Annotated in this window: 17 protein-coding genes; 2 read left to right on the top strand and 15 right to left on the bottom strand. The window is 42.8% G+C overall.

The genetic code is table 11. The features are described from left to right. Positions 1-676 precede the first annotated feature (676 nt). From L2703_RS16115 to L2703_RS16050, 14 genes are all read right to left on the bottom strand, one after another. The gene (locus L2703_RS16115; protein ID WP_248972096.1) at positions 677-1,042 is read right to left on the bottom strand and encodes a rhodanese-like domain-containing protein; all 366 of its coding nucleotides are present in this window, start codon (positions 1,040-1,042) and stop codon (positions 677-679) included. A gap of 54 nt (positions 1,043-1,096) precedes the next feature. Beyond that, positions 1,097-1,309 (bottom strand): YgaP family membrane protein, encoded by a 213-nt coding sequence (locus L2703_RS16110; protein WP_248972095.1) that lies wholly within the window; start codon positions 1,307-1,309, stop codon positions 1,097-1,099. A gap of 32 nt (positions 1,310-1,341) precedes the next feature. Further along, a complete protein-coding gene (locus tag L2703_RS16105) occupies positions 1,342-4,584 on the bottom strand; it encodes an efflux RND transporter permease subunit (RefSeq protein ID WP_248972094.1) in 3,243 nt (1,080 codons plus the stop codon). Between the two features lie 3 nt (positions 4,585-4,587). Next, positions 4,588-5,640 (bottom strand): efflux RND transporter periplasmic adaptor subunit, encoded by a 1,053-nt coding sequence (locus L2703_RS16100; RefSeq protein ID WP_248972093.1) that lies wholly within the window; start codon positions 5,638-5,640, stop codon positions 4,588-4,590. A 216-nt stretch (positions 5,641-5,856) separates the two neighbouring features. Then, complete coding sequence (locus tag L2703_RS16095; RefSeq protein ID WP_248972092.1) at positions 5,857-7,140, bottom strand: outer membrane protein transport protein; 1,284 nt, start codon at positions 7,138-7,140, stop codon at positions 5,857-5,859. A gap of 389 nt (positions 7,141-7,529) precedes the next feature. Continuing rightward, positions 7,530-8,987, bottom strand: coding sequence for a sodium/proline symporter PutP (gene putP / locus L2703_RS16090; RefSeq protein ID WP_248972091.1), 1,458 nt, complete (start codon positions 8,985-8,987; stop codon positions 7,530-7,532). A gap of 132 nt (positions 8,988-9,119) precedes the next feature. Beyond that, the gene (locus L2703_RS16085) at positions 9,120-9,827 is read right to left on the bottom strand and encodes a DUF3379 domain-containing protein (protein ID WP_248972090.1); all 708 of its coding nucleotides are present in this window, start codon (positions 9,825-9,827) and stop codon (positions 9,120-9,122) included. Beyond that, a complete protein-coding gene (locus tag L2703_RS16080) occupies positions 9,820-10,383 on the bottom strand; it encodes a sigma-70 family RNA polymerase sigma factor (protein WP_248972089.1) in 564 nt (187 codons plus the stop codon). Before L2703_RS16080 ends, L2703_RS16085 begins: the two co-directional genes overlap by 8 nt. A 726-nt stretch (positions 10,384-11,109) precedes the next feature. Then, positions 11,110-12,741, bottom strand: a complete 1,632-nt coding sequence (locus tag L2703_RS16075) for a BatD family protein (protein ID WP_248972088.1) — start codon at positions 12,739-12,741, stop codon at positions 11,110-11,112. Next, on the bottom strand, positions 12,735-14,843 hold the full coding sequence (locus L2703_RS16070) for a vWA domain-containing protein (RefSeq protein WP_283107934.1): 2,109 nt from the start codon (positions 14,841-14,843) through the stop codon (positions 12,735-12,737). Before L2703_RS16070 ends, L2703_RS16075 begins: the two co-directional genes overlap by 7 nt. Positions 14,844-14,845: 2 nt before the next feature. Then, positions 14,846-15,844 carry a vWA domain-containing protein gene (locus tag L2703_RS16065; protein ID WP_248972087.1) on the bottom strand — a complete coding sequence of 333 codons (999 nt, stop codon included), beginning with the start codon at positions 15,842-15,844 and terminating at the stop codon, positions 14,846-14,848. Then, positions 15,844-16,386 (bottom strand): DUF4381 domain-containing protein, encoded by a 543-nt coding sequence (locus L2703_RS16060; RefSeq protein ID WP_248972086.1) that lies wholly within the window; start codon positions 16,384-16,386, stop codon positions 15,844-15,846. Before L2703_RS16060 ends, L2703_RS16065 begins: the two co-directional genes overlap by 1 nt. Beyond that, a complete protein-coding gene (locus L2703_RS16055; protein WP_418357178.1) occupies positions 16,386-17,321 on the bottom strand; it encodes a DUF58 domain-containing protein in 936 nt (311 codons plus the stop codon). Before L2703_RS16055 ends, L2703_RS16060 begins: the two co-directional genes overlap by 1 nt. Before the next feature lie 42 nt (positions 17,322-17,363). Further along, on the bottom strand, positions 17,364-18,320 hold the full coding sequence (locus L2703_RS16050) for an AAA family ATPase (RefSeq protein ID WP_248972085.1): 957 nt from the start codon (positions 18,318-18,320) through the stop codon (positions 17,364-17,366). Between the two features lie 250 nt (positions 18,321-18,570). Between L2703_RS16050 and fadI the strand changes: the two genes are divergently transcribed. Continuing rightward, complete coding sequence (gene fadI, locus L2703_RS16045; RefSeq protein ID WP_248972084.1) at positions 18,571-19,881, top strand: acetyl-CoA C-acyltransferase FadI; 1,311 nt, start codon at positions 18,571-18,573, stop codon at positions 19,879-19,881. A gap of 5 nt (positions 19,882-19,886) precedes the next feature. Further along, positions 19,887-22,013, top strand: coding sequence for a fatty acid oxidation complex subunit alpha FadJ (fadJ, locus tag L2703_RS16040; protein ID WP_248972083.1), 2,127 nt, complete (start codon positions 19,887-19,889; stop codon positions 22,011-22,013). A gap of 1,031 nt (positions 22,014-23,044) precedes the next feature. Here the strand turns inward: fadJ and L2703_RS16035 are convergent. After that, entirely contained in the window at positions 23,045-23,794 is a 750-nt protein-coding gene (locus tag L2703_RS16035) for a hypothetical protein (RefSeq protein WP_248972082.1), read from the bottom strand. Positions 23,795-23,849: the final 55 nt, after the last annotated feature.

Below are 23,849 nucleotides of genomic sequence, written 5' to 3'. Positions count from 1 at the left end.
AACAGGACAAAAGATAATCAAAAGCGAATCGCGTGTAAACAAATTGTTAACAGAATTTGCCTGTGAAGCATGTGCTGTAACTGATTGATTTTGAATTTTTATTAGCATTTTGTGAATTAGTATTCTAGCTTGCAATGGAGCCGAATGTTATTTTTTGCTGTGTATATAAGCCGTCGCTGTAATGAAAGCGCTTTACCTGGGGTGGTGGATTAAATCAAAACTATGCGGGATTTTAAGAGCGTTTTTTTGCACCAACCACTAGGGCCTGTTGATCTTTGCTGGTTGAATTTTGTTCGAGTTAAAAACATTTTAATCGAGGCGAATGAATTGTAGCCTAGTCACCTAAGCAACTCTTTATTTGTAAAGCATCGTTCAACAAAGAGTAAAACGTTTTTAGCCGAACCCTGTGGGCAGCGTTTGTTGGTCATTTTTACTGCGTTATCGACTTTTTATGTTGAATAACTATACCTCAAAGTCTCTGCCGCGCACTTGTATATGAGTAATGGCCAACAATTCGCTGCAAAAACAACCTTGAAAGGTCAACAGGCCCTAGATACATTCTGAGTTGCGACTTGATTGGAAAATGGCCATGGCAAATAAAGCAATTGTGGAGCAAGTGGCCTTAATATGTTTAAGGCCACTGTGAGAATCACGAGCATAGGATAACGAGTAGAGGTTAGCGAGTAGACATTAACGTGTCTAAACCGCCCGCATTAAACGTCGCAGTGTACCCCTGTTCAATCAGTGCGTTTTGAGCAATACCACTTCGGCGTCCACTGCGGCAATACAGCACGACTTCAGTGTCTTTGGCAATATTGAGTTTAGCCAACTCGGCCACGATATGTTCAAACGGGATATTAATTGCGCCCTCGATGTGGCCAGCAGTAAACTCTTCTGCTGTGCGCACGTCAATTAATGTGGCGTTGCCGTTAATTTTTTGCCATGCAATTTGGCCTTGTTGCTCGTTAGCAAACACAGGTATTGCAGCCGAGCTAGACACGATTAACAGCACAGTTAACATCGCTTTTATTGTTTTTAGCATCGATATATTCAACACAGGTTCCTTATTGCTCACCTTTTAGCGATTTATCGCGGGTTATTTTTGTAGTGCAATTTCTGCCGCTGTTTTGATCCCCATTTTCTTCATGATGATCGCAGCAGGGCAAAAGCCTGTAAAAGCACTTTGTAATAGGTTAGCGCCAACAAACACGGTAAGCCAGATAAAATGTTGGCTCACGGTCGCGCTAAGCACCAAAGACAATAAAATCATAAAGCCAGCAAAGGCCATAATGCTTCTTTCTAATGACATGTCGATCTCCTTTGGGCGCGATGCCCATGTGATTAATTAATGGTTTTGTTCGCTACATGAGATTTCATCACTGCGTAATACAGTACTGGGATCACAATGAGCGTTAACAGGGTTGAGATAAAAATTCCGAAAATTAAACTGATTGCCAACCCGTTAAAAATGGGGTCATCAATAATAAATAATGCACCGATAATTGCTGCTAGCGCAGTTAACATGATGGGTTTTGCTCTTACTGCGCCAGAGTGAATAACCGCCTGTTCAAAAGGAACGCCTGCGGCAGTTTGTTGATTAATAAAATCGACCAGTAAAATTGAGTTCCGAACAATAATGCCCGCAAGTGCAATCATCCCTATCATTGAGGGTGCGGTAAATTGCGCACCTAATATGGCATGGCCTGGCATTACACCTATAACGGTAAGTGGAATGGGGGCCATAATAATTAATGGCACAATGTATGATTTAAACTGCCCGACCACGAGCAGGTATATGGCGATCATGCCAACGCCATAGGCAATCCCCATGTCTCTGAACGTTTCGTAAGTTATTTTCCACTCACCATCCCATAAAATGGCTATATCAGTTAAACCGTCGGGCTGTGCAACAAAATGCTGTTTAATAGGGTAATTAAGATCGCCTTGCTCGGTTTCTGAATTAATTTGGCTGACCATATCAAACATTCCGTACAGTGGACTCCCTGTCGGGCCGGCCATGTCTGCGATAACCATAATCATAGGTACCATGTTTTTGTGTACTATCGGTGCATCTATGTGCTGTTGCTTAACATTCACCAGTTCACTGAGCGCAATTTGAGTGCCTTGTTGATTAACCACTCGCAGTTGCAATACTTGCTGTAAATTGACTTTTGCAGCTTCATCTACCTGTAAACGGATGGGGGTAGGGTGTTTACGGTGTTCTAGGTGTAAATAACTGACATCACTACCATTGACAGCTGTATTAATGGCCTCGACTATGCTGCCATAGGGCACGCCTAGCAAACGCGCTTTACTTCTATCTATGACAACTTGCCATTGCTGTTGCTGTGCAGGTAAGAAGATGTCCATGTCGACAACGTAGTCAGTATTTTTAAACCTTGTTAATAAGTCCTTGGCTGCTTGTTCTCGTAATGCCGTGGTTGGCGCGTATACTTCAGCGACAATCGGCGACCACACGGGTGGACCTGGAGGTACTTCAACTATTTTTACGTTAGCGTTATATTTCGTGGCAATACGTTGCAAGGGGTCGCGCACTGAGTATGCAATCGTGTGGCTGTCGCGATCACGATGTTTCTTGTCGACCAAGTTCACTTGAATGTCGCCCAGTTCCTGGCTACTGCGCAAAAAGTAATGCCTCACTAATCCATTAAAGTTCATCGGTGCATGGGTACCTGCATAGAGTTGAATATGATCGATTTCTTCAACAGTTGTGAGGTATTGGCTTAAATCTTGTAGAACACGCTGAGTTTGTTCAACGGGTGTACCCTCTGGCATATCTACCATGACTTGAAACTCTGATTTATTATCAAATGGCAGCATCTTTAGTACCACCGCTTGAAATACAGGCAAAGCAACGGCAAATGCAATAAGCAACATAATTGCAAGCGCTAAGCCTTTACGTGCTTTAGAGGCATGATCTCCAATCAGAAATGGGCTCATTATTTTTGTAAAAAAGCGAGTTAGCGCAGTTGCTTGTTCAGCAGTTGGTTCATCGTGTGCGTGATGTTTATGTGGTTTGAGTAGATGACTGCTTAACCATGGGGTCATGATAAAAGCGATTAACAATGAAATAAGCATTCCCATGCTGGCATTAATCGGGATAGGGCTCATGTATGGCCCCATGAGTCCTGACACAAATGCCATGGGTAATAATGCAGCAATAACAGTAAAGGTGGCTAAAATCGTTGGCCCACCAACTTCATCGACAGCCCGGGGAATAAGCTCGCGAATGGGTTTGTTACTGAGCGCCATGTGACGGTGTATATTTTCGACGACCACAATCGCATCGTCGACTAAAATACCGATTGAAAAAATAAGGGCAAATAATGAAATACGGTTTAACGTAAATCCCCATGCCCATGATGCAAACAATGTGATGGCCAACGTAATGATAATGGCGATACCAACTACCGCTGATTCACGAAGCCCCATGGTGAAAAGCACTAAAAGCACAACAGCACATGTTGCAAAAATCAATTTAAAAATAAGCGTGTTAGATTTATCGCCGGCAGTTTGCCCATAATTACGAGAAACAGCCACCTTAACGTTATCAGGGATCAGTACATTATTGACCGCTTCAATTTTGGTTAGCACTGCATTAGCAATATCGACGGCATTTTGGCCAGCTTGTTTACCGATGGCAATGGTAACGGCAGGATAACTGCCTTGTTGATTAACATGCCAAGCACTTTGTTTAGGAATGTCGCTTTGCAGTGATATGTCTGCGATGTCGGCTAAATAGACGACGCCTGCAGCCCCTGTTGAAGTCGCAGAATTAACGTTAATTAATAAGTTTTTTACGTCATCAACATTGCGTAAAAACTCACCCGTCTTGAGTTTAATCTCTTGATTATGCTGTGTTAAAGATCCTAATGCAGAAGTCTGATTATTGTCTTGTAATGCCTGGCTTATGTCGGTAAAAGTGACGCCATAGCTGTTCATTTTGATAGGGTCTAAACGAACGTTTAATACTAGTTCGTGTTGCCCTTGGCTGTAAATCTCACGGGTACCCGGGATGCGTTTGAGTTCTGTTTCAAGCACTGAAGCTACCGAGGTTAGCTGCGCAGTCGTTATGTTAGGATCTTCTGACCACAAGGTTAACCCGACGATGGGCACGTCATCTATGCCCCGTGGTTTAATTAATGGCTCACCAATACCTGCAGCATAATTAAATTTATCGCGGTTGGAATATAACTGATTGTAGAGGTTTACTACGGCTTCGTCCCGTGGCACTCCAACGTCAAAGATTGCAATAATTAATGCACCGTCCGGTTGTGAAAACGAGTACAAAGTATCTATGCCTTTAATCTCTGAAATAATTTGCTCAGCAGGTAAAGTGACTTGGTGCTCCACTTCACTTGGTGTTGCGCCCGGATAAGGAATGAAGACATCGGCAAAGGTGACATCGATTTGTGGCTCTTCTTCTTTAGGCGTAATAATGACGGCGAAAATACCCAGTAGTAGTCCCAAAATCGCCAGCAAGGGGGTAATAGCGCTGTGCTGAAAAGCCTGCGCGATATTGCCTGAAATGCCTAAACGAGTTGAACGTTCTGACGACGGCATAGGTTACTCCTTTACCTTAGTTGCTGGCTTATTGATTAAGTACTGTGCAGCGTTGATGACAACTTCATCTGATGGCATTAACCCAGATAACACCTCGACTTGTTGTGCAATCTCATCAATAAAGCCTAGACGAACTTGATTGAGCACAAATCTGTCACCGTTTTTACGGTATACCGAGGTGAGATCGCCAACCTGATGGATTGCAGACATTGGTACAAATAAGCTTGATTGAGTGGGTTGCTCAAACATGACTTTTGCCCACTGGCCTACAAGGTTGTCGCTGTCGTTTGTAGGAGTAAAGTTGACTCTAACAGCATGGCTATGTGTTTGCGGATCGGCAAAATTAAATAGTTCAATGTTATTAGCCGTAATGACTCGCCCATCAGCTAATTGGATTCGAACCTCGTTAAGTTGCCTGACGTGAGTCACATCTTGTTGTGGTATCTGAAAGACCGCTCTAAGCGTTTTTGGATCGTAACCTGAAAATAGCGCTTGGCCATAAGAGATGGTTTCGCCTTGTTCAACAAAGCGCTCGGTAACACGGCCACTAAATGGCGCGCTGACGATGGTGTAGTTTAAGCTTTCTTTTGCTTTTACAAGTAAAGCTCTTGCTGCGCTTACTGCTTGTTTTGCAGATTTAGCTTTTGCTGTTGCTTCATCCATTGCGCCTTTTGATATTGCCCCTTTGGGAAAGAGTGATTTATAGCGATTGTATTGAGCTTGAGCTTCACTATTAACAGCCTGAGCTTTGGCTAATTCGGCTTCTGCACCGGCTAAGCTTGCACCTTGCTCTTTGTTAGTGATTTCGAGCAGTGCAGCACCTTGAGGCACTAAATCATTAACATCGTAATAAATGTTGATGATGCGCCCGGAGGTTTGCGCTGACACTGTTGCGGCTTTAACGGGTTCGATTTTGGCGTCAAACACTCGCGGTTGTCGCTGGTTGGTAAATTGAACTGTGATTGTCTCTATATCATGAGTCGCTGCCAATATGGGTAAAGGAAGCACTGTGTATAAGGCACAAATAACAGACAAAGAAGTGAGAAACCGAGGCATGATAATAGCACCTATGTAAAGTCCATAAGAAAATTCTAATGGACTTTGGTTGTGGGTGCAATATGTTTATTAGAAAAATTTCATATATTAGAACCATTAGATATAAAAAAACCGCCTAATGACAAGCAAGAGGCGGTTTGGTTGTAAACATACTAAGTGATAAATAACAGTGACTTAATATTGTCGTCTTAGGCGGAATATACACTCCGCATTCACTTAAAAGCTGTAGTTATATTGTACAGAGTAATACACGGCATTTGAGCGTGTTTGTGCTGAAATTTCGCTGTCTAAGCCTGGCACCATTGGTAAGATTGCACTGTTTTCTAGTACGGTAACATCTTCACCTCGCACAAAGGCAATACCAAAATCAACACTTGCGTTACGGGTTAGATCATAACTGGCGCCGGCGGTATACCAGGTACGGTCAGAGTCAGGAATTGACAGTGATGAGTGCTGGTTAACCACACCTTCATCGGTCGCAATACCCGCGCGCAATGTCCAATCTTGCGTTAAGTTATAAGTTGCACCTAAACTTAAAAACCACGAGTCTTTCCAGTGATATTCTTTTAAGTCTGTTTGTGCTGCGCCGTTGTCACCGTCGATGACTTCGATTCGATCAAACTTGCTCCAGTTAGTCCATTGTGCAGTGTAATGTACTGCAAAGTCATTGGTTAGCTGGTGGAAACCGGCAAACTGGGCAATATCGGCAATTGGGATATCAATTTCGTTGTATTCAGAATAAGCATAATTGACATCACCTTTTGCAGTTAATGTTGGGCTTAAACGATAGCTTAGACCAAAACGATTGTCTTGATTGATTTCATACACAATACCTGCAATACCACCTAACGCCCAACCATCTGCTTCAACGTCAACAATACTGCCAATTTGTGTGTTTTCGGTGGTACGGGTTAATGTGCCACTGCCGTATACCGCATCAAGGCCTAAACCTAGGCTCCATTGATCGTTAATGCGATATGACATGCTGGTATTTAAGTTAATCGTAACCACTTCAGTGTTACCGAGTAAATCAACTGGTGTAGGTAATGGCACTGCGTTGCCGCCAACGGTTGGCGTTCTGTCTGCTAATGCCGTTAAATCTGTACCTGTACCATAGTTACTGAATGCTGCAATACCAAAAGCCCATTTGTCATCAATTGGGTTTATGTAGTAAAAATTAGGGATGACTTTTGAATCAGCAGCATCGTGTTCGCTACCATAGTCAACATCTTGGCCGCCGTATGAGCCTGTTACATCAGACACTGTTACATCGATATCGGCGTAAACAGCGCCTAAAGAGAGTGAGCTGTTATCAAATAATGCCATTGCTGCTGGGTTACGTGATAACACTGATGCATTGTCTGCTATTACGGCATCGCCAGCCATTGCACGGCCGATTCCTGTTGCTGATTGGCTGTTAAGTTGAAAACCTGCAGCAGAAGCTTGTGCGCTGGCTAATAACACTGCTGAAGCGAGAAGAGTCTTGTTGAACTTATTCATTATTGTTTCCCATTTATTATTACCATGACGTACAAATGTTAACTTGTATGACCACTCATGGTGTTATGTCTGGGGCATCTTAGGTAAGTGCTATGTTACTAACAACTCCGACCAGATGTTAGTTATTGTTAATATTAGGTTAATTTTACTTTGGCATGGTGTTCTAGGTGCTTGATAGCACGGCAGTATATGTAAATATGCTTTGCTCACAGTTTGCATAAATACATTAATTAAAAAATATTCATTTGTACAAAATGTAATATAAACGTTAAAAAACAATGAGGTAAATTAAGTGGGCAAAAAAGGGGAGTGGTAACACAACCAGTAAATGATTGTGTTACCTTCACGTAGGCAATTATGCATGATTAAGCACAAAGCCAATTTGCGTTTTATGATTTTAATGCCGCATTAAAGGTATCGAAATCGGCGATTGTTTTAGGTGCAGGAGGCGACAGTTTACTTGCTACAACCCCGATCAATGTGGCGAATATAAAGCCTGGAACGATTTCGTATAAATCGAATATTCCACCAGTGAGCTGTTTCCATACCACAACGGTAATTGCTCCTACGAGAATGGTGAGTACTGCGCCATTTCGACTATAGCCACGCCAAAACAATGACAAGATTACAACTGGCCCAAAAGCGGCGCCAAAGCCAGCCCAGGCATAACTGACTAACCCCAGTACACTACTGTCTGGATTTAATGCGACTATGCCTGCCACTAACGCAATTGCAATGACCCCCATACGCCCAACGAGCATGAGTTCCTTATCGCTTGCCTTAGGGCGTAGCCACTTGAGGTAGAAATCTTCTGTGATCACACTTGAACACACTAATAGTTGTGAGTCGATAGTGCTCATAATCGCAGATAAAATAGCGGCGATGAGCAGGCCACCAATCCAAGGATTAAATGCAATGTGGGCTAAATTGATAAAGACTGTTTCTGGGTTGTCTAATGGCGTAGCAGCAAAGTATAGGCTGCCGGCAATCCCTGTTGCTAAGGCTCCAACTAAGGATAATATCATCCAACTCATAGCGATACGGCGTGAAAGGACTAAATCTTTTGGATCGCCAATAGCCATAAAGCGCGACAAAATATGCGGTTGTCCAAAATACCCTAATCCCCATGCCAATAACGACACTAAACCTAATATTGTGGTGTTGTCGTTAATAAATGACAGCATTGCAGGATCTATTTGTTCAAAACCAACTTGTGTATCTGGTTGACTAAATATCGTCATAGGCACAATAAGCAAGGCAATTAACATTAAACAGCCTTGAAAAAAGTCAGTCCAACTTACGGCAAAAAAACCACCCACAAATGTGTATGACACAATAATGAATGAGCCTATGATTAAGGCCATGGTGTAGTCGAGGCCAAATACTTTTTCAAATAATATTGCCCCGCCGACCATACCTGATGACGCATAAAACGTAAAAAACACTAAAATAGTGACAGCTGACACGACTCTCAATAGACCATGGCTGTCGTGAAAGCGGTTTTCAAAAAAGTCAGGTAATGTAAGAGAGTTATCTGCCATTAGGGTATAAATACGTAAGCGCTTGGCGACAAATAGCCAGTTGAGCCAAGCTCCGACGATTAGCCCAAAGCCAATCCAGGCTTCGCCAAGTCCGCTGAGATAAACCGCACCTGGTAAGCCTAATAATAACCAGCCCGACATATCTGATGCACCCACGCTCAGAGCGGTTACCGCAGGCCCCATTTTTCTGCCACCAAGAATATAATCATCTACAGTGTCTGTTTTACGGTAAGCCCAATAGCCTATGCCCATCATTAACGCTAAATAGCCAATGAATGTAATGATGATTGGTGTTTGAATGTCCATACGTTATCCTAATTATTTTTATGGACGCAATCCTAGCAGAAGTTTGCGTTAGTTCACACTTTGAATTTTTTCATGGCCAAAAAAAATCCGCTATTCAATGAGGTAGCGGATTTTAGTCAATAATTTAAACTATTATATAAAGGTGTTTTCAACTTCTTTTTTGACAAAATCTAAGTCAGATGCGGGCTCGCCTACTAAGATCATATAGGCATCGGCTGTTTGAAAACTTTTTCCTTTGTATTGATTATCTGCAAAGGCTTCTTCTAACACCATGCGACTTTCAACTGGGACGATAAACAAGGTTACTTTATTGCCTAAGTCATCGGCCATCACTAAATGCAGTGACTTTACCCCTTGAAAATCACAATAAGAGGTGTAAAACACTCGTCCGGGTTGCTTAATAAATTTGGAGTCGTTTAGGCCCTTTAAACTGGCTAGTTTAAAGTTGACATCATTAAATCCAATGTCTTGTTCCATGACTAATGCTTTGGTTTCATGGTGAACATGGGCTAATGAGTTTTCTGTTAAGTTAAGCGGAGTAAAACGTAATAAACTAAAGCTAACACCCACAACAAAAGCAACCGATGCTGCCATCGCCATCATGTAACGACCACGCTTTTGGGTTTGTTGATGCTGGCTCAGTTGATGTCGCAATAAGAGTTTGTCAGCTAAACCTTCTGGCACATCGATATTCAATGCTTGTGTTAATTTTTGGTCAAATGCTTTTAGGTCGTTAACAAATTTAGCATCGTCTTTGTTTTCAGCTAAATGTGTTAAAAACGCTTCAGATTGATTGTTTGGATCGCCATAGGCTTGGCGACGAAATTGTAGATCATCCATTTGATTGACCTCTTACCTCTGGTGCTTCTAATGCTTCTTTTAATTGGTTTCGTGCTCTGAATAAACGTGTCATGACAGTATTTCGATTAAGCTCGAGCATGTCGGCAATTTCATCACCGCTAAATCCACCAATCAGTTGCAATAACAAAGGCTCTCGGTATTCTACATCGAGCTTACCTATTTGGCGACGAAGCCAATATTGTTCAGTCTCATCTTCATTACTGGTTGACAGTACATCTTCAAGTAATTCCTGTTCGACATCACTGTAGTCAAATTGTTTACGTTCAAAACGTCTGGCATTTTCTCGTCTTAAAATTGTGATAAGCCACGCTTTTGCAGCTTTATCATCTTTTAAGGAGTCTAATGCGCGCCATGCACGTAAAAAGGTTTCTTGAGTGATATCTTCTGCCACATGTTTATCACCACAAAGCCAAAAGGCGTAGCGGTAGATGTCTGTGTGCAAAGCCCTGACAAGGCTATCGTATCGTCGTTGTTTTGTTACCATGTCAGATAAGACCGAGACATCAGTCTTTTTCTTTCGCAGGGATCCGAACATTTTTTTACTTTTTTTAGTTATTAGTGCTAGGTAGCTTAAAAAGGCGGGAAACGAATAGCAAGCTAAAAAATATCAGCTTTTATAATGTACTGGTTTTATTGGCTTTGCTGGGCGGAGTGTGGCTCAAGCGTAAAGTGCATGGAGGGAATCATTTAGGTGACTGTGTATTGTAAAATATGTTGCTCTACAGCATGTGATTTCAAAGCATATTATTTGCAAATAGCCATTCAACAAAAGGGCGCTTGTTTTAAGCAGACCCTTTACGGGCTGTGATTATTGGTCATGCAGACTGGATTATCGACTTTTGTGTATTAAAGAGACACATTGTTGTGTCTGGCTCACAGTGGTGCAGGTGAACCATGATACCAATTCCATTAATTATCTGGTCATTCAGCGGGAGTTCTGTGCCTTCTAGGCAAATAATAGAATTGTAGGCATAGTTGCTCTCGACAACTGCTCCTGCGTTGTTCTACCTCCTGCGTCCATGCAGTCGTACGTCAAAATGCTATTAAGCAGCATAGAAGGCACAGAAACCCGCCTTGCAGGAGACACTCAGACCGTTCATTTCTTTGTTGCATTGCCTTAGAAGGGAATAACCATTATTTCAACAATGCGCCTCAAACTGAACAATCTGAGTGACTCTGATTGGTCACATAATTAATGGAATTGGTATGACACAATAATGTATTGCAAAAATCCCCTCACTTTATTTACTGAGTTTTATTGTTACGGGTTCAGATCGGCTATTAATGATTTTTTACTGGCCTGCGGTTGGTTTTTGTATGCCAAAATTGCATCCATGAGCGATTTTTTGTCCATAGATTGCGGGTGGCGGCTATATTTGTCTGCTTGCAGTTTCTTGATGGCGCTGGCAAGTGGCGCAGATAATTCACTAATTTGGCTCAGTGTCATGGGCTGACCTAAACGCTCGCTAAAATAGGCTTGCACAGCGGCAATGGCGGCACTACTGTCATTTTTATCACAGGCGTGAATAATGTTATTTAAGCCTGTGGTGGCCGTTTTTCTCTGTGTATTGATTTTTTTTGGGCTTGCTTGAGGATTAACAGCATAACTTGCAGCCACAGCTTTGCGCCATAACACTAGGGTTATCAGCCACAGTGAGGCAAATACCGCGGCGGCGATGGGCCAATATCCCTGGGTGGTTGCGGGACTAAAACTGTCTGCTGCAGGGATGTCGGTGGGTGTGGCGCTACTGCCGATTACCTTAATGGTTCTTTCGGGTAAGGTGGCATATTGTTGTTTTTTAAGGTGTGGATTCCACCAAGGTACGCGAATTTCTGGGAGCGTATAGGTGCCCGGTTTTGTAGGCACAATGGCTGTGGTTAAGCTGTACTGTGATACCACTTGATTGTCACGCACAAATGTTTGTCTGACGGGTTTTTCTGGGTAGGCCTTTAACCCTGGTGCAAGTGGAATGTCAATGTCCGGCAGGCTAGTATCGTCCGTATTAGAGGCTATAAGGCTAATTGTGCGAGTGATTGGGCTGCCCACTTCAAACTCTGTCACATCTTCTGGCCACGTTTCTTTTAACATGGCGATGTCGCTCACCAGCCATTTACCTTGATAACTTGGCGGCGTAGAGTTAATTTGAATCACTTCGCGTTCAGCTTCTGTTTGCATTGGGCGGCTTTCATTAAAACCAAACATGCCACCACGGCGCGGCGCTTCAACTAACACATCCCCAGAAAAACTAGCGCCATTGATGACAAGTTCGCCCGGCAGATCGGCAATAATGCCGTAGGTGCGCTCAATTACCCTAAAGCGGCGACCATCAAGTATTTCACTATTGTCTTTATCTTCGCCAATTTGTTTAATTTGAGCGCCTTCAACGGCGGGCGCACTTAATACGCCGCGCTGAAGTTCGACAGCCAGGTACAATTTAACCTTGTAAGTGATAAGTTGTCCCACATAAGCTTCAGAGGCATTTGTTTCTACTTTAATAAACACATTTTCGATTTCATCAGCAGATGCTCCAGAGGGCATTACTTTTAATGTGATGGGGGCGGAACTGATATTGTTGATGGTAAATGCCGGGATGATGACGGTGCCTGTTGATTTTGGTGACAATAACACTTGCCAACGGGTTTCTCTTGTTGTGTCAAAATTCACCATTTTAGTGCTACGACCCACACTGGTTCTGCCCACAATAAAATCATCTAATAAAACAGATGTGTCGAGTGCACCAGCATTGAGATCGTCGTCAGCTACAATATCAAGCACAAAGTATTCACCTTCAGCCACGGGGTTTCTGTCGACGGTGGCTTGCACTTGGGTCAGTGCAAAAGCGGGTGAGGTAACGATAAATAGCAATAGGCTAAATAGAGTTCTGATTACCACTGTTCATTATCCTTAGACGGTTGACTATTTTGACGACGTTTTTGATATTCAAGCTGCATTTTATTGCGTATGAGCACTTGTGGATCTTCGCTAATAGCACGCAATGCTCGTTGCATATCTGCTGGAAGGTCATCTGGGTTGACTTGTGATGCCGAAATCACTTCAGAAGTTGAACCTTGTGGTTGTTCGGCAGTCATGTCATTGGCTGCATTGGCTGCATTGGCACTTTTTTGCTGTGGTTGCTGATTTGCTTCATCTTCCACCGCTTCTGCTGCCGCTTGCATACTGGCTTCATTACTTAATGGTTCTGTGTCGCTAGGTTGTTTGCCTGTTTGTTGAGATGGTTGCTCATGTTGCTCGCCGTTGGCAGCAGATTGCTGATCTGATGCTGAATTATTGTCATTGGACTCTTGTGTGCTATCTGCTTGTTGTTCAGCGTCAGACGGTTGCTGGTTGTCTTGTTGCTCATTAGTGGATGAGCCATTTTGCGAGCGAGCGTCTTGTTCACTGGATTGATCTTGTTGCGACTGCTGTTGACCCTCATTGTGTTGCTCATTTTGTGATTGCGGTTCGCTCTGTTGATTTTGTTGCTCATCACTCGTTTGTTCTGATTGTTCAGAGGGTGATGAATGATTATTTTCTTGAGATTGGCCAGAATTATCGTTGCTTGATTGCTCGCCATTTTCTGGCTGGTTTTGCTCTGAAGACTGTGATTGCTCAGATTGCTGTTGTTGCTCGAGCAATTGCTTTGCTAATGCGAGATTTTCTTGCGCCTCATTAAAAGGCGATTGTAATTCAATTGCTTGTTGATAACGCTTTATGGCTTCTTGGTAATCGTTAAGCTGCATAAGTGCGTTGCCTTGATTGTATAAGCCTGTGGCACTGTTGTCTTGCTCGAAACCGTTAAGCGCTTGTTGATAATCACCGGCTTTATAATGGGCTGATGCCTGCCATTGCTGATTTTCGAATGTGTTAGCAGCTTGTGCATACTCACCTTGCTTAAATGCCGATTGGGCTTGTTGATCTTGAGTCTGCCATAGGTCTTGCCAAATCGAAGCTTGTGCCGGTTGACTGTTAAGCATGTTTACACTGAGCACAGTACCAAGAACAAACAGTGGATTTAATATGGTGTTAAGTAACCCTTGTTTGAAACTCATTAGCATAGGTAATACGAGTAATAGTGCTAAATAGGGGCCTAAATCTTGCCAGGCTTCACCGGCGAGATCGGTTTCTGTGGCGTCACCTTCTACAGCTAACCAATCTGTTAAGGTATCGATATCACTCCCGTCAGTTTGAGCAGGCACTAATATACCTTGATGTTGCTGAGCAAGTTTTTGCAATAAACCATAATCTGTTTTAGCCACGACGACTTCGTCACTGTTATCGCGCAGTAATTGGCCATCACCTAGGCTGATCGGTGCGCCTTGTTGACTACCAAAGGCCATAATCGATAATCGGTAACGGCTGTTTTTTAATGCTTTAGCGGCTTGATTAAATTGGCTGTCTGATACGCCGTCAGTCATTAAAATAATATCACCTCGTACATGTCCACCTTGAGCTAATAGGTTTTCAGCTAATGCCAGGGCAGACGCTAAATTTGAACCTCTAGTTGGCATAATTTCTGGTGAAAGAGTGGGTAATAAATTAAGAATGGTTGCCGTATCGCGGGTTAATGGGCTAATGGTGTAAGCATCACCTGCGTATGCGATAAGGCCGGTTTCACCTTCTTTTAATTCGGCTAATAGATCTGTGGCACGAAAACGAGCATAAGATAATCGATTTGGACTTAAATCAGTCGCGTACATGGACAAAGACATGTCCATGATCAGTACTCTGCCTTGTTCAGTGGCAAATACAGGTAAGTTTTGTTTGTTAACTGCAGGGCCAGCCAATGCAATAACGGCAATTAACCAGCAAGCAATGAGCAACCATTTAGGCTGACTTGTATTTGTCACACTTTGTGTGATTAACAGTTGGCTTAAGTGTGGTGCTATGTATTGTTTCCAGGCGGATTGTTGGCTGTGCCTGCGCCAAAATAATAAACTAATGACAGCCACAGGTAGCAAGGCGAGTAGCCATTCAGGTCGAATAAAATGCACCATAATTAATTGGCCTCCTTGTTGGCATGCTTAGAGGCAAAAATTGTTGGCCATTGTTGCTGTAATACGATGAGCAAACTGACGAGTAATGATAATAATAACGGCCAATAGAAAAGCTCACTTTTCGGTCGATAACTGAGTTGATCACGGCTAACGGGTTCGAGTTTATCAATTTGCTGATAAATGTTGTTTAATTCTTCACTGTTACGCGCTCTAAAATAATAACCATTGGTCATTTCGGCGAGTTTTTTCAATTGGGTTTCGTCTAAATCCATTGAGGGGTTGATGCGTTCTTTACCAAATATGGTGCGCCGTTCTAGTACTTCGGCGCCGACACCTATAGTGTAAATGGTAATATTGCGTTTAGCGGCAATTTGCGCGGCGACTTCTGGCTCTATATTACCAGCATTATTAGAACCGTCGGTTAATAAAATTAATACCCGGTTACTTTCGTCTACTTGATCAAAGCGTTTTACCGCCAGTGCGATGGCTTCGCCTATGGCCGTTTGCTTGCCCACGAGGCCTATTTGCGCATCGTCCAAAAAGGTCGCAACTGAACGCCTATCTTGGGTTAATGGCGCTTGTAAATAAGCATGATCTGCAAACAAAATTAATCCGAGCCTGTCGCCTTTACGGCGCTCAATAAAGTCACTGAGCACATGCTGGATTAAGCTAAAACGATTAACCGTCTGGCCATTAATTACCATATCTTCAATTTGCATACTGCCAGATAAATCAACTGCTAACATAAGGTCGCGGCCTTTTGATGGCAATTCAATTGGATCGCCTAGCCATTGTGGTCTAGCTATGGCGATTAATAAAAGTGCCCACATTAACCAATAGGCTTTGCGGCTTTGCTTATTTTTTGAGGTATGAGTGACGGTAATGCCACTTGCAATACCAGGAATTTGTAAGTGTCCACCCACATCGTTAGCTTTGGTTTTTTTGATGAATAACGGCAAAGGTAATAGCAGCAGTAACCATGGCCAATATAATGCTAACATTAGGCCTCCTGCGCGTGATGGTTGGCTGTTAATGTATGATCACTAAAAGACTGTTTATTGCTTAGCCACAGTTTTGCTAACATAGCTAATTGTTGTTTTTCGTCCAAAGTGAGTCCATTTGCTTGATGACGCTTGAACAGCAATGTGCCTATTATATGCTGCTGTTTGCTTGGCAGTCTGCTGTCTAACCAGTCAAACCAAGGCTGACCATTTAATTTGGCTAGGTTTTCTCGTGGTAGATATGTCATGGCTGTACGTTTTAGTAAACTGTTCACTTGAGTTGCAAAGTTTTCATCGTTTATGTCGTATTGATTGAGCAGGGATAATGCCAATTTTCTTGGCGCATGATATTGATATTGTTTGTATACTCGGTAAGTAAACCATATTGCAATTGCGATAATTAAGGTTGCAATAATCCAATAACCCGGCGCAATAGGCATAGCGCTGATGGGATCGGGTAATTGGATGTCGTTTAACTGTGCTAATGGTGAAGCACTGGTATTGGGCGTTGTTGGCGACATTGGCAAATTTGAGGTTGTCATTAACGAAGAATATCCAATTGGGCGCTGAGTGGTTTAGCTGCATCAATTAATCTAGGTTGTACTTTAATCAAATTCATTAAGCTAATAAATTGCTGTTGTTGTGATTGCTGATTTGTTAACCATGCATCATAACTTTGGCGCGTTAAGGTTAATTGCTGTTGGCCATCTCGTACCGGTAAAGTGAACTGTTTGGGCAAGGCTAATGTACCTTGCCTTAGTGGATCGGTAACCACAAATGCGCCAATATCGCAGTGACGTGACAGCTCAGTAAGCGGCGCTAAACATTGCTGATTAATATGTTGGCCGTCACTAATAATCCAAATTAAAGACCCTGGTTTAGCAATACGTTCTAATCGCTGGCAGGCTTTAAACAGATGATCTGGTGCTGAGACCAACTGATTAATTTGGTTTAGTTGTTGTTGATGGACATCAATTAACCCTGATGTTAACTGTAAAATACCCTGACGACGGCTGCGTGGTTTGAGTTCTAAATGTGTTGTCTCACTCGCAATAATTGCCCCTAAGCGGTCGCCATGATTAATCGCATTCCAACCAAGGGTGGTCGCAAGGTGGGCAATTTGCACTGACTGCAATAAAAGGCGCGAACCAAAATAAGCACTATGGCTTAGGTCAATGAGTAGTAGGATAGGGCGCTCACGCTCTTCAACAAACAACTTGGTATGAGCAACCCCTGTGCGAGCCGTGACTCGCCAGTCAATCGTGCGAACGTCATCACCATTTTGGTAATGACGTACTTCAGCAAATTCCATTCCACGGCCTTTAATTAGGCTATTGCGATGGCCTGACAAGGCAGCTTTCGCTCGTGATTGTCGGTCCGGAATTGCCCTTGATAAACTTTGACACGCAATGAGTTCTTGCTCGGTGAGGTTTACACCATCGCTGTAAAGTGGCAATGACTGGATATCTTGCATCATAGCCCTACCGTATTTGCTAATATCAACATTGCAATTGCGCCTTTATGGTACAGCTACTTGACTTAGAATGTGGTTGATAACCTGATCGGCAGTGACACCTTCAGCTTGTGCTTGATAACTTAACAACAAACGGTGGCGCAATACATTAGGTGCGACGGCTTGAATGTCTTCAGGTGACACAAAATCACGATCGTTTAGCCAAGCTCTAGCTCGAGCGCAACGTTCTAATGAAATGGTTGCACGTGGACTAACACCATATTCTAACCATTTAGCGAGCTCGCTGCTGTAACGTGCAGGTTGGCGTGTTGCCATAATAATTTCAACGATGTATTGCTCTAACGGATCGGCTAAATAAATCTCTAGTGCCTGATCTCGGGCGGCAAAAACATCAGCTTGAGCCACAGGGTCAATGGTGGGTAATTGATGCGTTTGGGCTTCTTTACGTGATTGACGCAAAATTTCACATTCGGTTTCTGCACTAGGATAGTCAAGATTTAAGTGCATTAAAAAACGGTCTAATTGCGCTTCAGGCAAGGGGTAAGTGCCTTCGTTTTCAAGTGGGTTTTGCGTCGCCATTACTAAAAAGAGTGGTGGTAATGGATAACTGTTTTTCCCCACGGTTACTTGGCCTTCCGCCATTGCCTCTAGTAATGCAGATTGCACTTTTGCCGGTGCGCGGTTTATTTCATCAGCTAAAATAAGATTGTGAAAAATCGGTCCTGCTTCAAATTCAAATGTACCGGTTTGTTGACGATAAATATCGGTACCAGTTAAATCGGCAGGTAATAAATCTGGTGTAAATTGAATGCGGTGGAATTCACCTTCAACCCCGTCACAAAGCGCTTTAACTGCACGGGTTTTTGCTAAACCTGGTGGGCCTTCAACTAATAAATGGCCATTGGCAATAAGCGCAATTAATAGGTTCTCGGTTAATACGGGCTGGCCTAACACAACAGTATCTAAATAGGTGCGCAGTGAGTGGAAACGACTTAACGGCATAGCTGTACTCAATTTATTTAGTTGGCATTGGGGTTATTGAAGCCTATGTTATGAAGTCTATGGGTTTTTGGCTAGTAGGATTAACATATTTTAACTATTAATGAATCAGATAGTTGTAAACGCCTGTTTAAAACTATTCAATAAAAAGTTAGAATCAGGTCACACTTTGATGGTCTGACCAGATAAACTGGCAAAATACAATACTTATCGGCTCTGCCTTGATGAGCTAACAATAATAGAAGGGTGACATATGAGTGATAGACAACAGGTAACAAATGCCCGGGGCGAACGCATTGCGATTGTTGCCGGCTTACGGACTCCATTTGCTAAACAAGCTACTGCTTTCCATGGTGTTTCTGCGCTGGATATGGGCAAAATGGTGGTAAACGAGTTGCTGTCTCGCTCTGAAATTGACCCTCAGCTTATTGAGCAGTTAGTGTATGGCCAAGTGGTACAAATGCCTGCAGCGCCAAACATTGCCCGTGAAATTGTATTAGGTACGGGCATGAATGTGTCAACGGATGCTTATTCAGTGACACGTGCCTGTGCGACGAGTTTTCAATCGGCGGTTAACGTCGCAGAATCAATCATGACCGGCAATATTGAAATCGGTTTGGCAGGTGGTTCTGATTCATCGTCTGTATTACCCATTGGCGTGTCTAAAAAATTAGCTCATGCATTGGTTGACCTTAATAAAGCACGCACCTTTAAGCAAAAGTTTGCGATTGCTCGTCGTTTAGGGCTAAAAGATTTAATGCCAGTACCGCCAGCCGTTGCTGAATACTCAACAGGTTTGTCTATGGGGCAAACGGCAGAGCAAATGGCGAAAACATATAATATTAGCCGTGCCGATCAAGATGCATTAGCGCATCGTTCACATACTCTCGCAACTGAAACATGGAACTCTGGCGTGCTGCAACAAGAGGTGATGACGGCGCATATTCCACCTTATAAGCAGTTTATCGACCGCGATAATAACATTCGTGAAAATTCGGTACTTGAGTCTTATGCCAAATTACGCCCTGCGTTTGACCGCAAACACGGAAGCGTGACAGCCGCAAACAGTACGCCATTAACCGATGGTGCCTCGGCCATTATTTTAATGAGCGAAGGCCGTGCGAAGGCGTTGGGCTATCAGCCAATTGGTTACATTAAGAGTTATGCCTTTACCGCCATTGATGTATGGCAAGACATGTTAATGGGGCCTTCTTATGCAACGCCATTAGCGCTTAAACGTGCGGGGATGGAATTGGAAGATTTAACCTTAATTGAAATGCATGAAGCCTTTGCTGCACAAACATTAGCAAACATGCAAATGTTTGGTTCTAAAAAGTTTGCTGAAGAAAAGCTGGGGCGTAACCGCGCGATTGGCGAAATTGATATGAGTAAGTTTAACGTTTTAGGTGGCTCACTGGCTTATGGCCATCCATTTGCCGCAACAGGTACCCGTTTGATCACCCAGGTGTGTCGTGAACTAAAACGCCGTGGTGGTGGTACTGGTTTGGCAACAGCGTGTGCTGCTGGTGGTTTAGGTGCAGCAATGATTTTAGAGGTGGAGTAATGAGCATGGAAAAAACATTTAATTTAGCGCGCCGTGAAGATGGTATTGCCATTTTAACAATGGATGTTCCTGGTGAAACCATGAACACCTTAAAAGCAGAATTTGGTCCTGAAATCACTGAAATCCTTGCTGAAATCAAAGCTGACAGCAGCATTAAAGGTTTAGTGGTGACCTCTGGTAAAGCGGATTCGTTTGTTGCTGGCGCCGATATTACCATGCTGGCTGCCTGTAAAAGCGAAGCAGATGCTAAAGCCTTATCTCAACAAGGGCATGTAGTGTTTTCTGAACTTGAAGGTTTATCAATCCCTGTGGTTGCAGCCATTAATGGCGCATGTTTAGGTGGTGGCTTAGAGCTCGCGTTAGCGTGTCATTTACGTGTGTGTAGTGACGACAAAAAGACCATGTTAGGTGTACCAGAAGTGCAATTAGGTTTATTGCCTGGCGGCGGCGGTACACAGCGTTTGCCTCGATTAGTCGGTATTGCCACGGCATTAGACATGATGTTAACAGGCAAGCAAATTCGTCCTAAACAAGCATTAAAAATGGGTTTAGTGAATGACGTGGTACCAAATTCCATTTTAGTTGAAACTGCGGTTGAGCTAGCCAAAAAGGGTAAGCAAGCGGCTAAGCCAGTAAAGCAATCTAAAATTAATCAATTTTTAGAGTCTAGTTCGTTTACGCGCGATATTATGTTTGATCAAGCCCGTAAACAGGTGATGAAGAAAACCCAAGGTAATTATCCTGCACCGGCTAAAATCATCGATTGTGTTCGTCAAGGCATGAACAAAGGTATGGTGAAAGGGCTTGAGGTTGAAGCGACTCATTTTGCTAATTTAGTGATGTCCAAAGAGTCGGCTGCATTACGTAGTTTGTTCTTTGCGACCACAGAGATGAAAAAAGAAACCGGTGCTGAGGGGGCTGAACCACGTAAAGTCAATAAGGTGATGGTACTTGGTGGTGGCTTAATGGGCGGTGGTATCGCCTCTGTTACCACAACCAAAGCTAAAATTCCTGCACGTGTTAAAGACATTTCAGAACAGGGCTTAAGCAACGCGTTATCTTATGCATACAAGTTATTAGATAAAGGTGTGAAGCGTCGCCATATGACGCCCGCTGTGCGTGACAATATTATGTCGCTAATGACGACAACTACCGAATACACAGGCATTAAAGACGCTGATATTGTGGTTGAAGCAGTGTTTGAAGACTTAGCGCTTAAACATCAAATGGTGAAAGATGTTGAGCGTGAATGTGGTGAGCATACAATTTTTGCTTCTAATACGTCATCACTACCTATTGGCCAAATTGCCGCAGCGGCGAGCCGTCCTGAAAATGTTATTGGCTTGCATTATTTCTCACCAGTAGAAAAAATGCCGTTAGTGGAAGTGATTGCCCATAAAACCACTTCGCCTGAAACCATCGCAACAACGGTTGCGTTTGCTCGCAAACAAGGTAAAACGCCCATTGTTGTACAAGATGGCGCAGGTTTTTATGTTAACCGTATCTTAGCCTTGTACATGAACGAAGCCGCTCAGTTGTTATTAGAAGGCCAGCGTGTTGAACATTTAGATCGTGCTCTTGTTAAGTTTGGTTTCCCTGTTGGCCCAATGACATTGCTTGATGAAGTTGGTATCGACGTTGGCGCTAAGATTTCACCTATTTTAGAGAAAGAGCTCGGTGAGCGCTTTAAGGCTCCAGCTGCTTTTGACAAGTTACTAGGCGATGACCGTAAAGGGCGCAAAAATGGTAAAGGGTTCTATCAATATGGACCTAAAGCGAAGAAAGCAAAACTGGTTGATGAGTCGGTTTACAAAGTGCTTGATATCTTAATTGCGTCAGACAAAGAAGCGAAAGATGTGGCAGAGCGTTGTACCATCCAAATGCTAAACGAAGCAGTTCGTTGTCTTGAAGAGGGGATTATTGCCTCACCAAGAGACGGTGACATTGGCGCAATATTTGGTATTGGCTTCCCACCATTTTTAGGCGGGCCATTCCGTTATATTGATACGCTAGGCGCAGGTAATTTAGTGGCAACCCTAAGAAGTTATCAAACGTTATATGGTGATCGTTTTGCACCTTGTGAAACGCTAGTTAATATGGCAACCGAAGGGCGCCAGTTTTACTCACACTAATATGATCCGTTAAATACTCAGCCGCTATTTTATTAGCGGCTTTTTTTATTGCTGAAATATATCCCATTCATGTCGTTAGTATGAGTTCGCTCAGAGAGCAATTAACCGTTTTTAACAAAATACATGGCTGAATGAATCGTGGTTTTTTCTAAGTCATACAGCGCTGTGTTGGGTTTTATTCTTGCCACAAAGAGATACCCCATTGAAATGGAGCAACCATCACAATGGCGCGATACCTTAATCAAAAACCGCAGGACACATTCTGAGTGGTCACTTAGATGTGTGGATTGATACTCATCACTCAAATCATGAGCAATGCCTGTCAAAATGAAAATGCTACCTTAACAATCATTTGAGCCGCTGTATAATAATACGGCAATCGATTGCCGCTTTGCCGCGATTTGATGGCATACCTTTGCCTTATTTTTAATCGATTATTGTTATGCTTTTCGGTATAATGATGAGGCTTTAGTGTTGCTTTAATCAGGTTAAATAGTCAATTTGTGCTAAATAAGCGATGTTAATTGATAATGTTGCTTGTCAGGCTTTACCTTTTAGATACCTATTTCGCAGGTAAGGCAGCCTGTTTATTTTTGAGGTTTTATTATATGCAGTTGAGTTGGTTGGTTATCTTACTTTTAACGAGTACAACGAGCAGTCTTGGTTTTGGATTCGCTGCCTATAAGCAAGGCCTTGGTGTAAAGCGATGGAGCTGCCTAGCACTTTTATTAGGGCCATTCACTTACCCATTGTTTAGTGCTCACAAACGCCTGGCAGACGTAAAACTATTACGTTATGGCGGTTATAGGATTGATTGCTAAGATGATGTTGGGATGATTTGTTAGCTAATAAAAAAGGAGCAGATGCTCCTTTTTTATTGGGGATAAATCTATCGACGAGAAGGTTATTTCCACCAAGCCTTGGCTTGTATCACTTCTAAGTGGTTCAATCCTTCAGGTAACTTTACTTTTTTACGAGCAGGTTTTGCTAAGCCAAGTGCTATTTTAAGAGACGTAAACATCATATTCTCCTTAAGCTGTTTGGGTATTAAGGACTTTAAGACCAGGGATTTTAGCCGTCTGAGAATCAAGGACTTTAAGGCCAGGGATTTTAGCCGTCTGAGAATCAAGGACTTTAAGGCCAGGGATTTTAGCCGTCTGAGTATCAAGGACTTTTAAACCAGGGATTTTAGCCGTTTGAGTATCTATGACTTTAAGGCCAGGGATTTTAGCCGTCTGAGTATCAAGGACTTTTAAGCCAGGGATTTTAGCCGTTTGAGTATCAAGGACTTTTAAGCCAGGAATTTTAGCCGTTTGAGTATCAAGGACTTTTAAGCCAGGAATTTTAGCCGTCTGAGTATCAAGGACTTTTAAGCCAGGGATTTTAGCTGTTTGAGTATCAAGGACTTTTAAGCCAGGGATTTTAGCTGTTTGAGTATCAAGGACTTTTAATCCAGGGATTTTAGCCGTTTGAGTATCTAGAACTTTAAGGCCAGGGATTTTAGCCGTTTGAGTATCTAGAACTTTAAGGCCAGGGATTTTAGCCGTTTGAGTATCAAGGACTTTTAAGCCAGGGATTTTAGCCGTTTGAGTATCAAGGACTTTTAAGCCAGGGATTTTAGCTGTTTGAGTATCAAGGACTTTTAAGCCAGGGATTTTAGCTGTTTGAGTATCAAGGACTTTTAAGCCAGGGATCTTAGCTGTAGATTGATAATCAGCTATTTCAAAACAGCCAGAAGACAGTGCAGATAAAACCGCTAGTGTAATCATTCCTTTAATCATTTTTTTCTCTCTTTTATAATTCAAGCTCAGGGTTAAATAACGATATTATTTTGAC

The organism is Shewanella basaltis (assembly GCF_023283885.1).
Lineage (GTDB): Bacteria > Pseudomonadota > Gammaproteobacteria > Enterobacterales > Shewanellaceae > Shewanella > Shewanella basaltis.
This window is presented reverse-complemented; position numbering and strand designations above follow the sequence as displayed.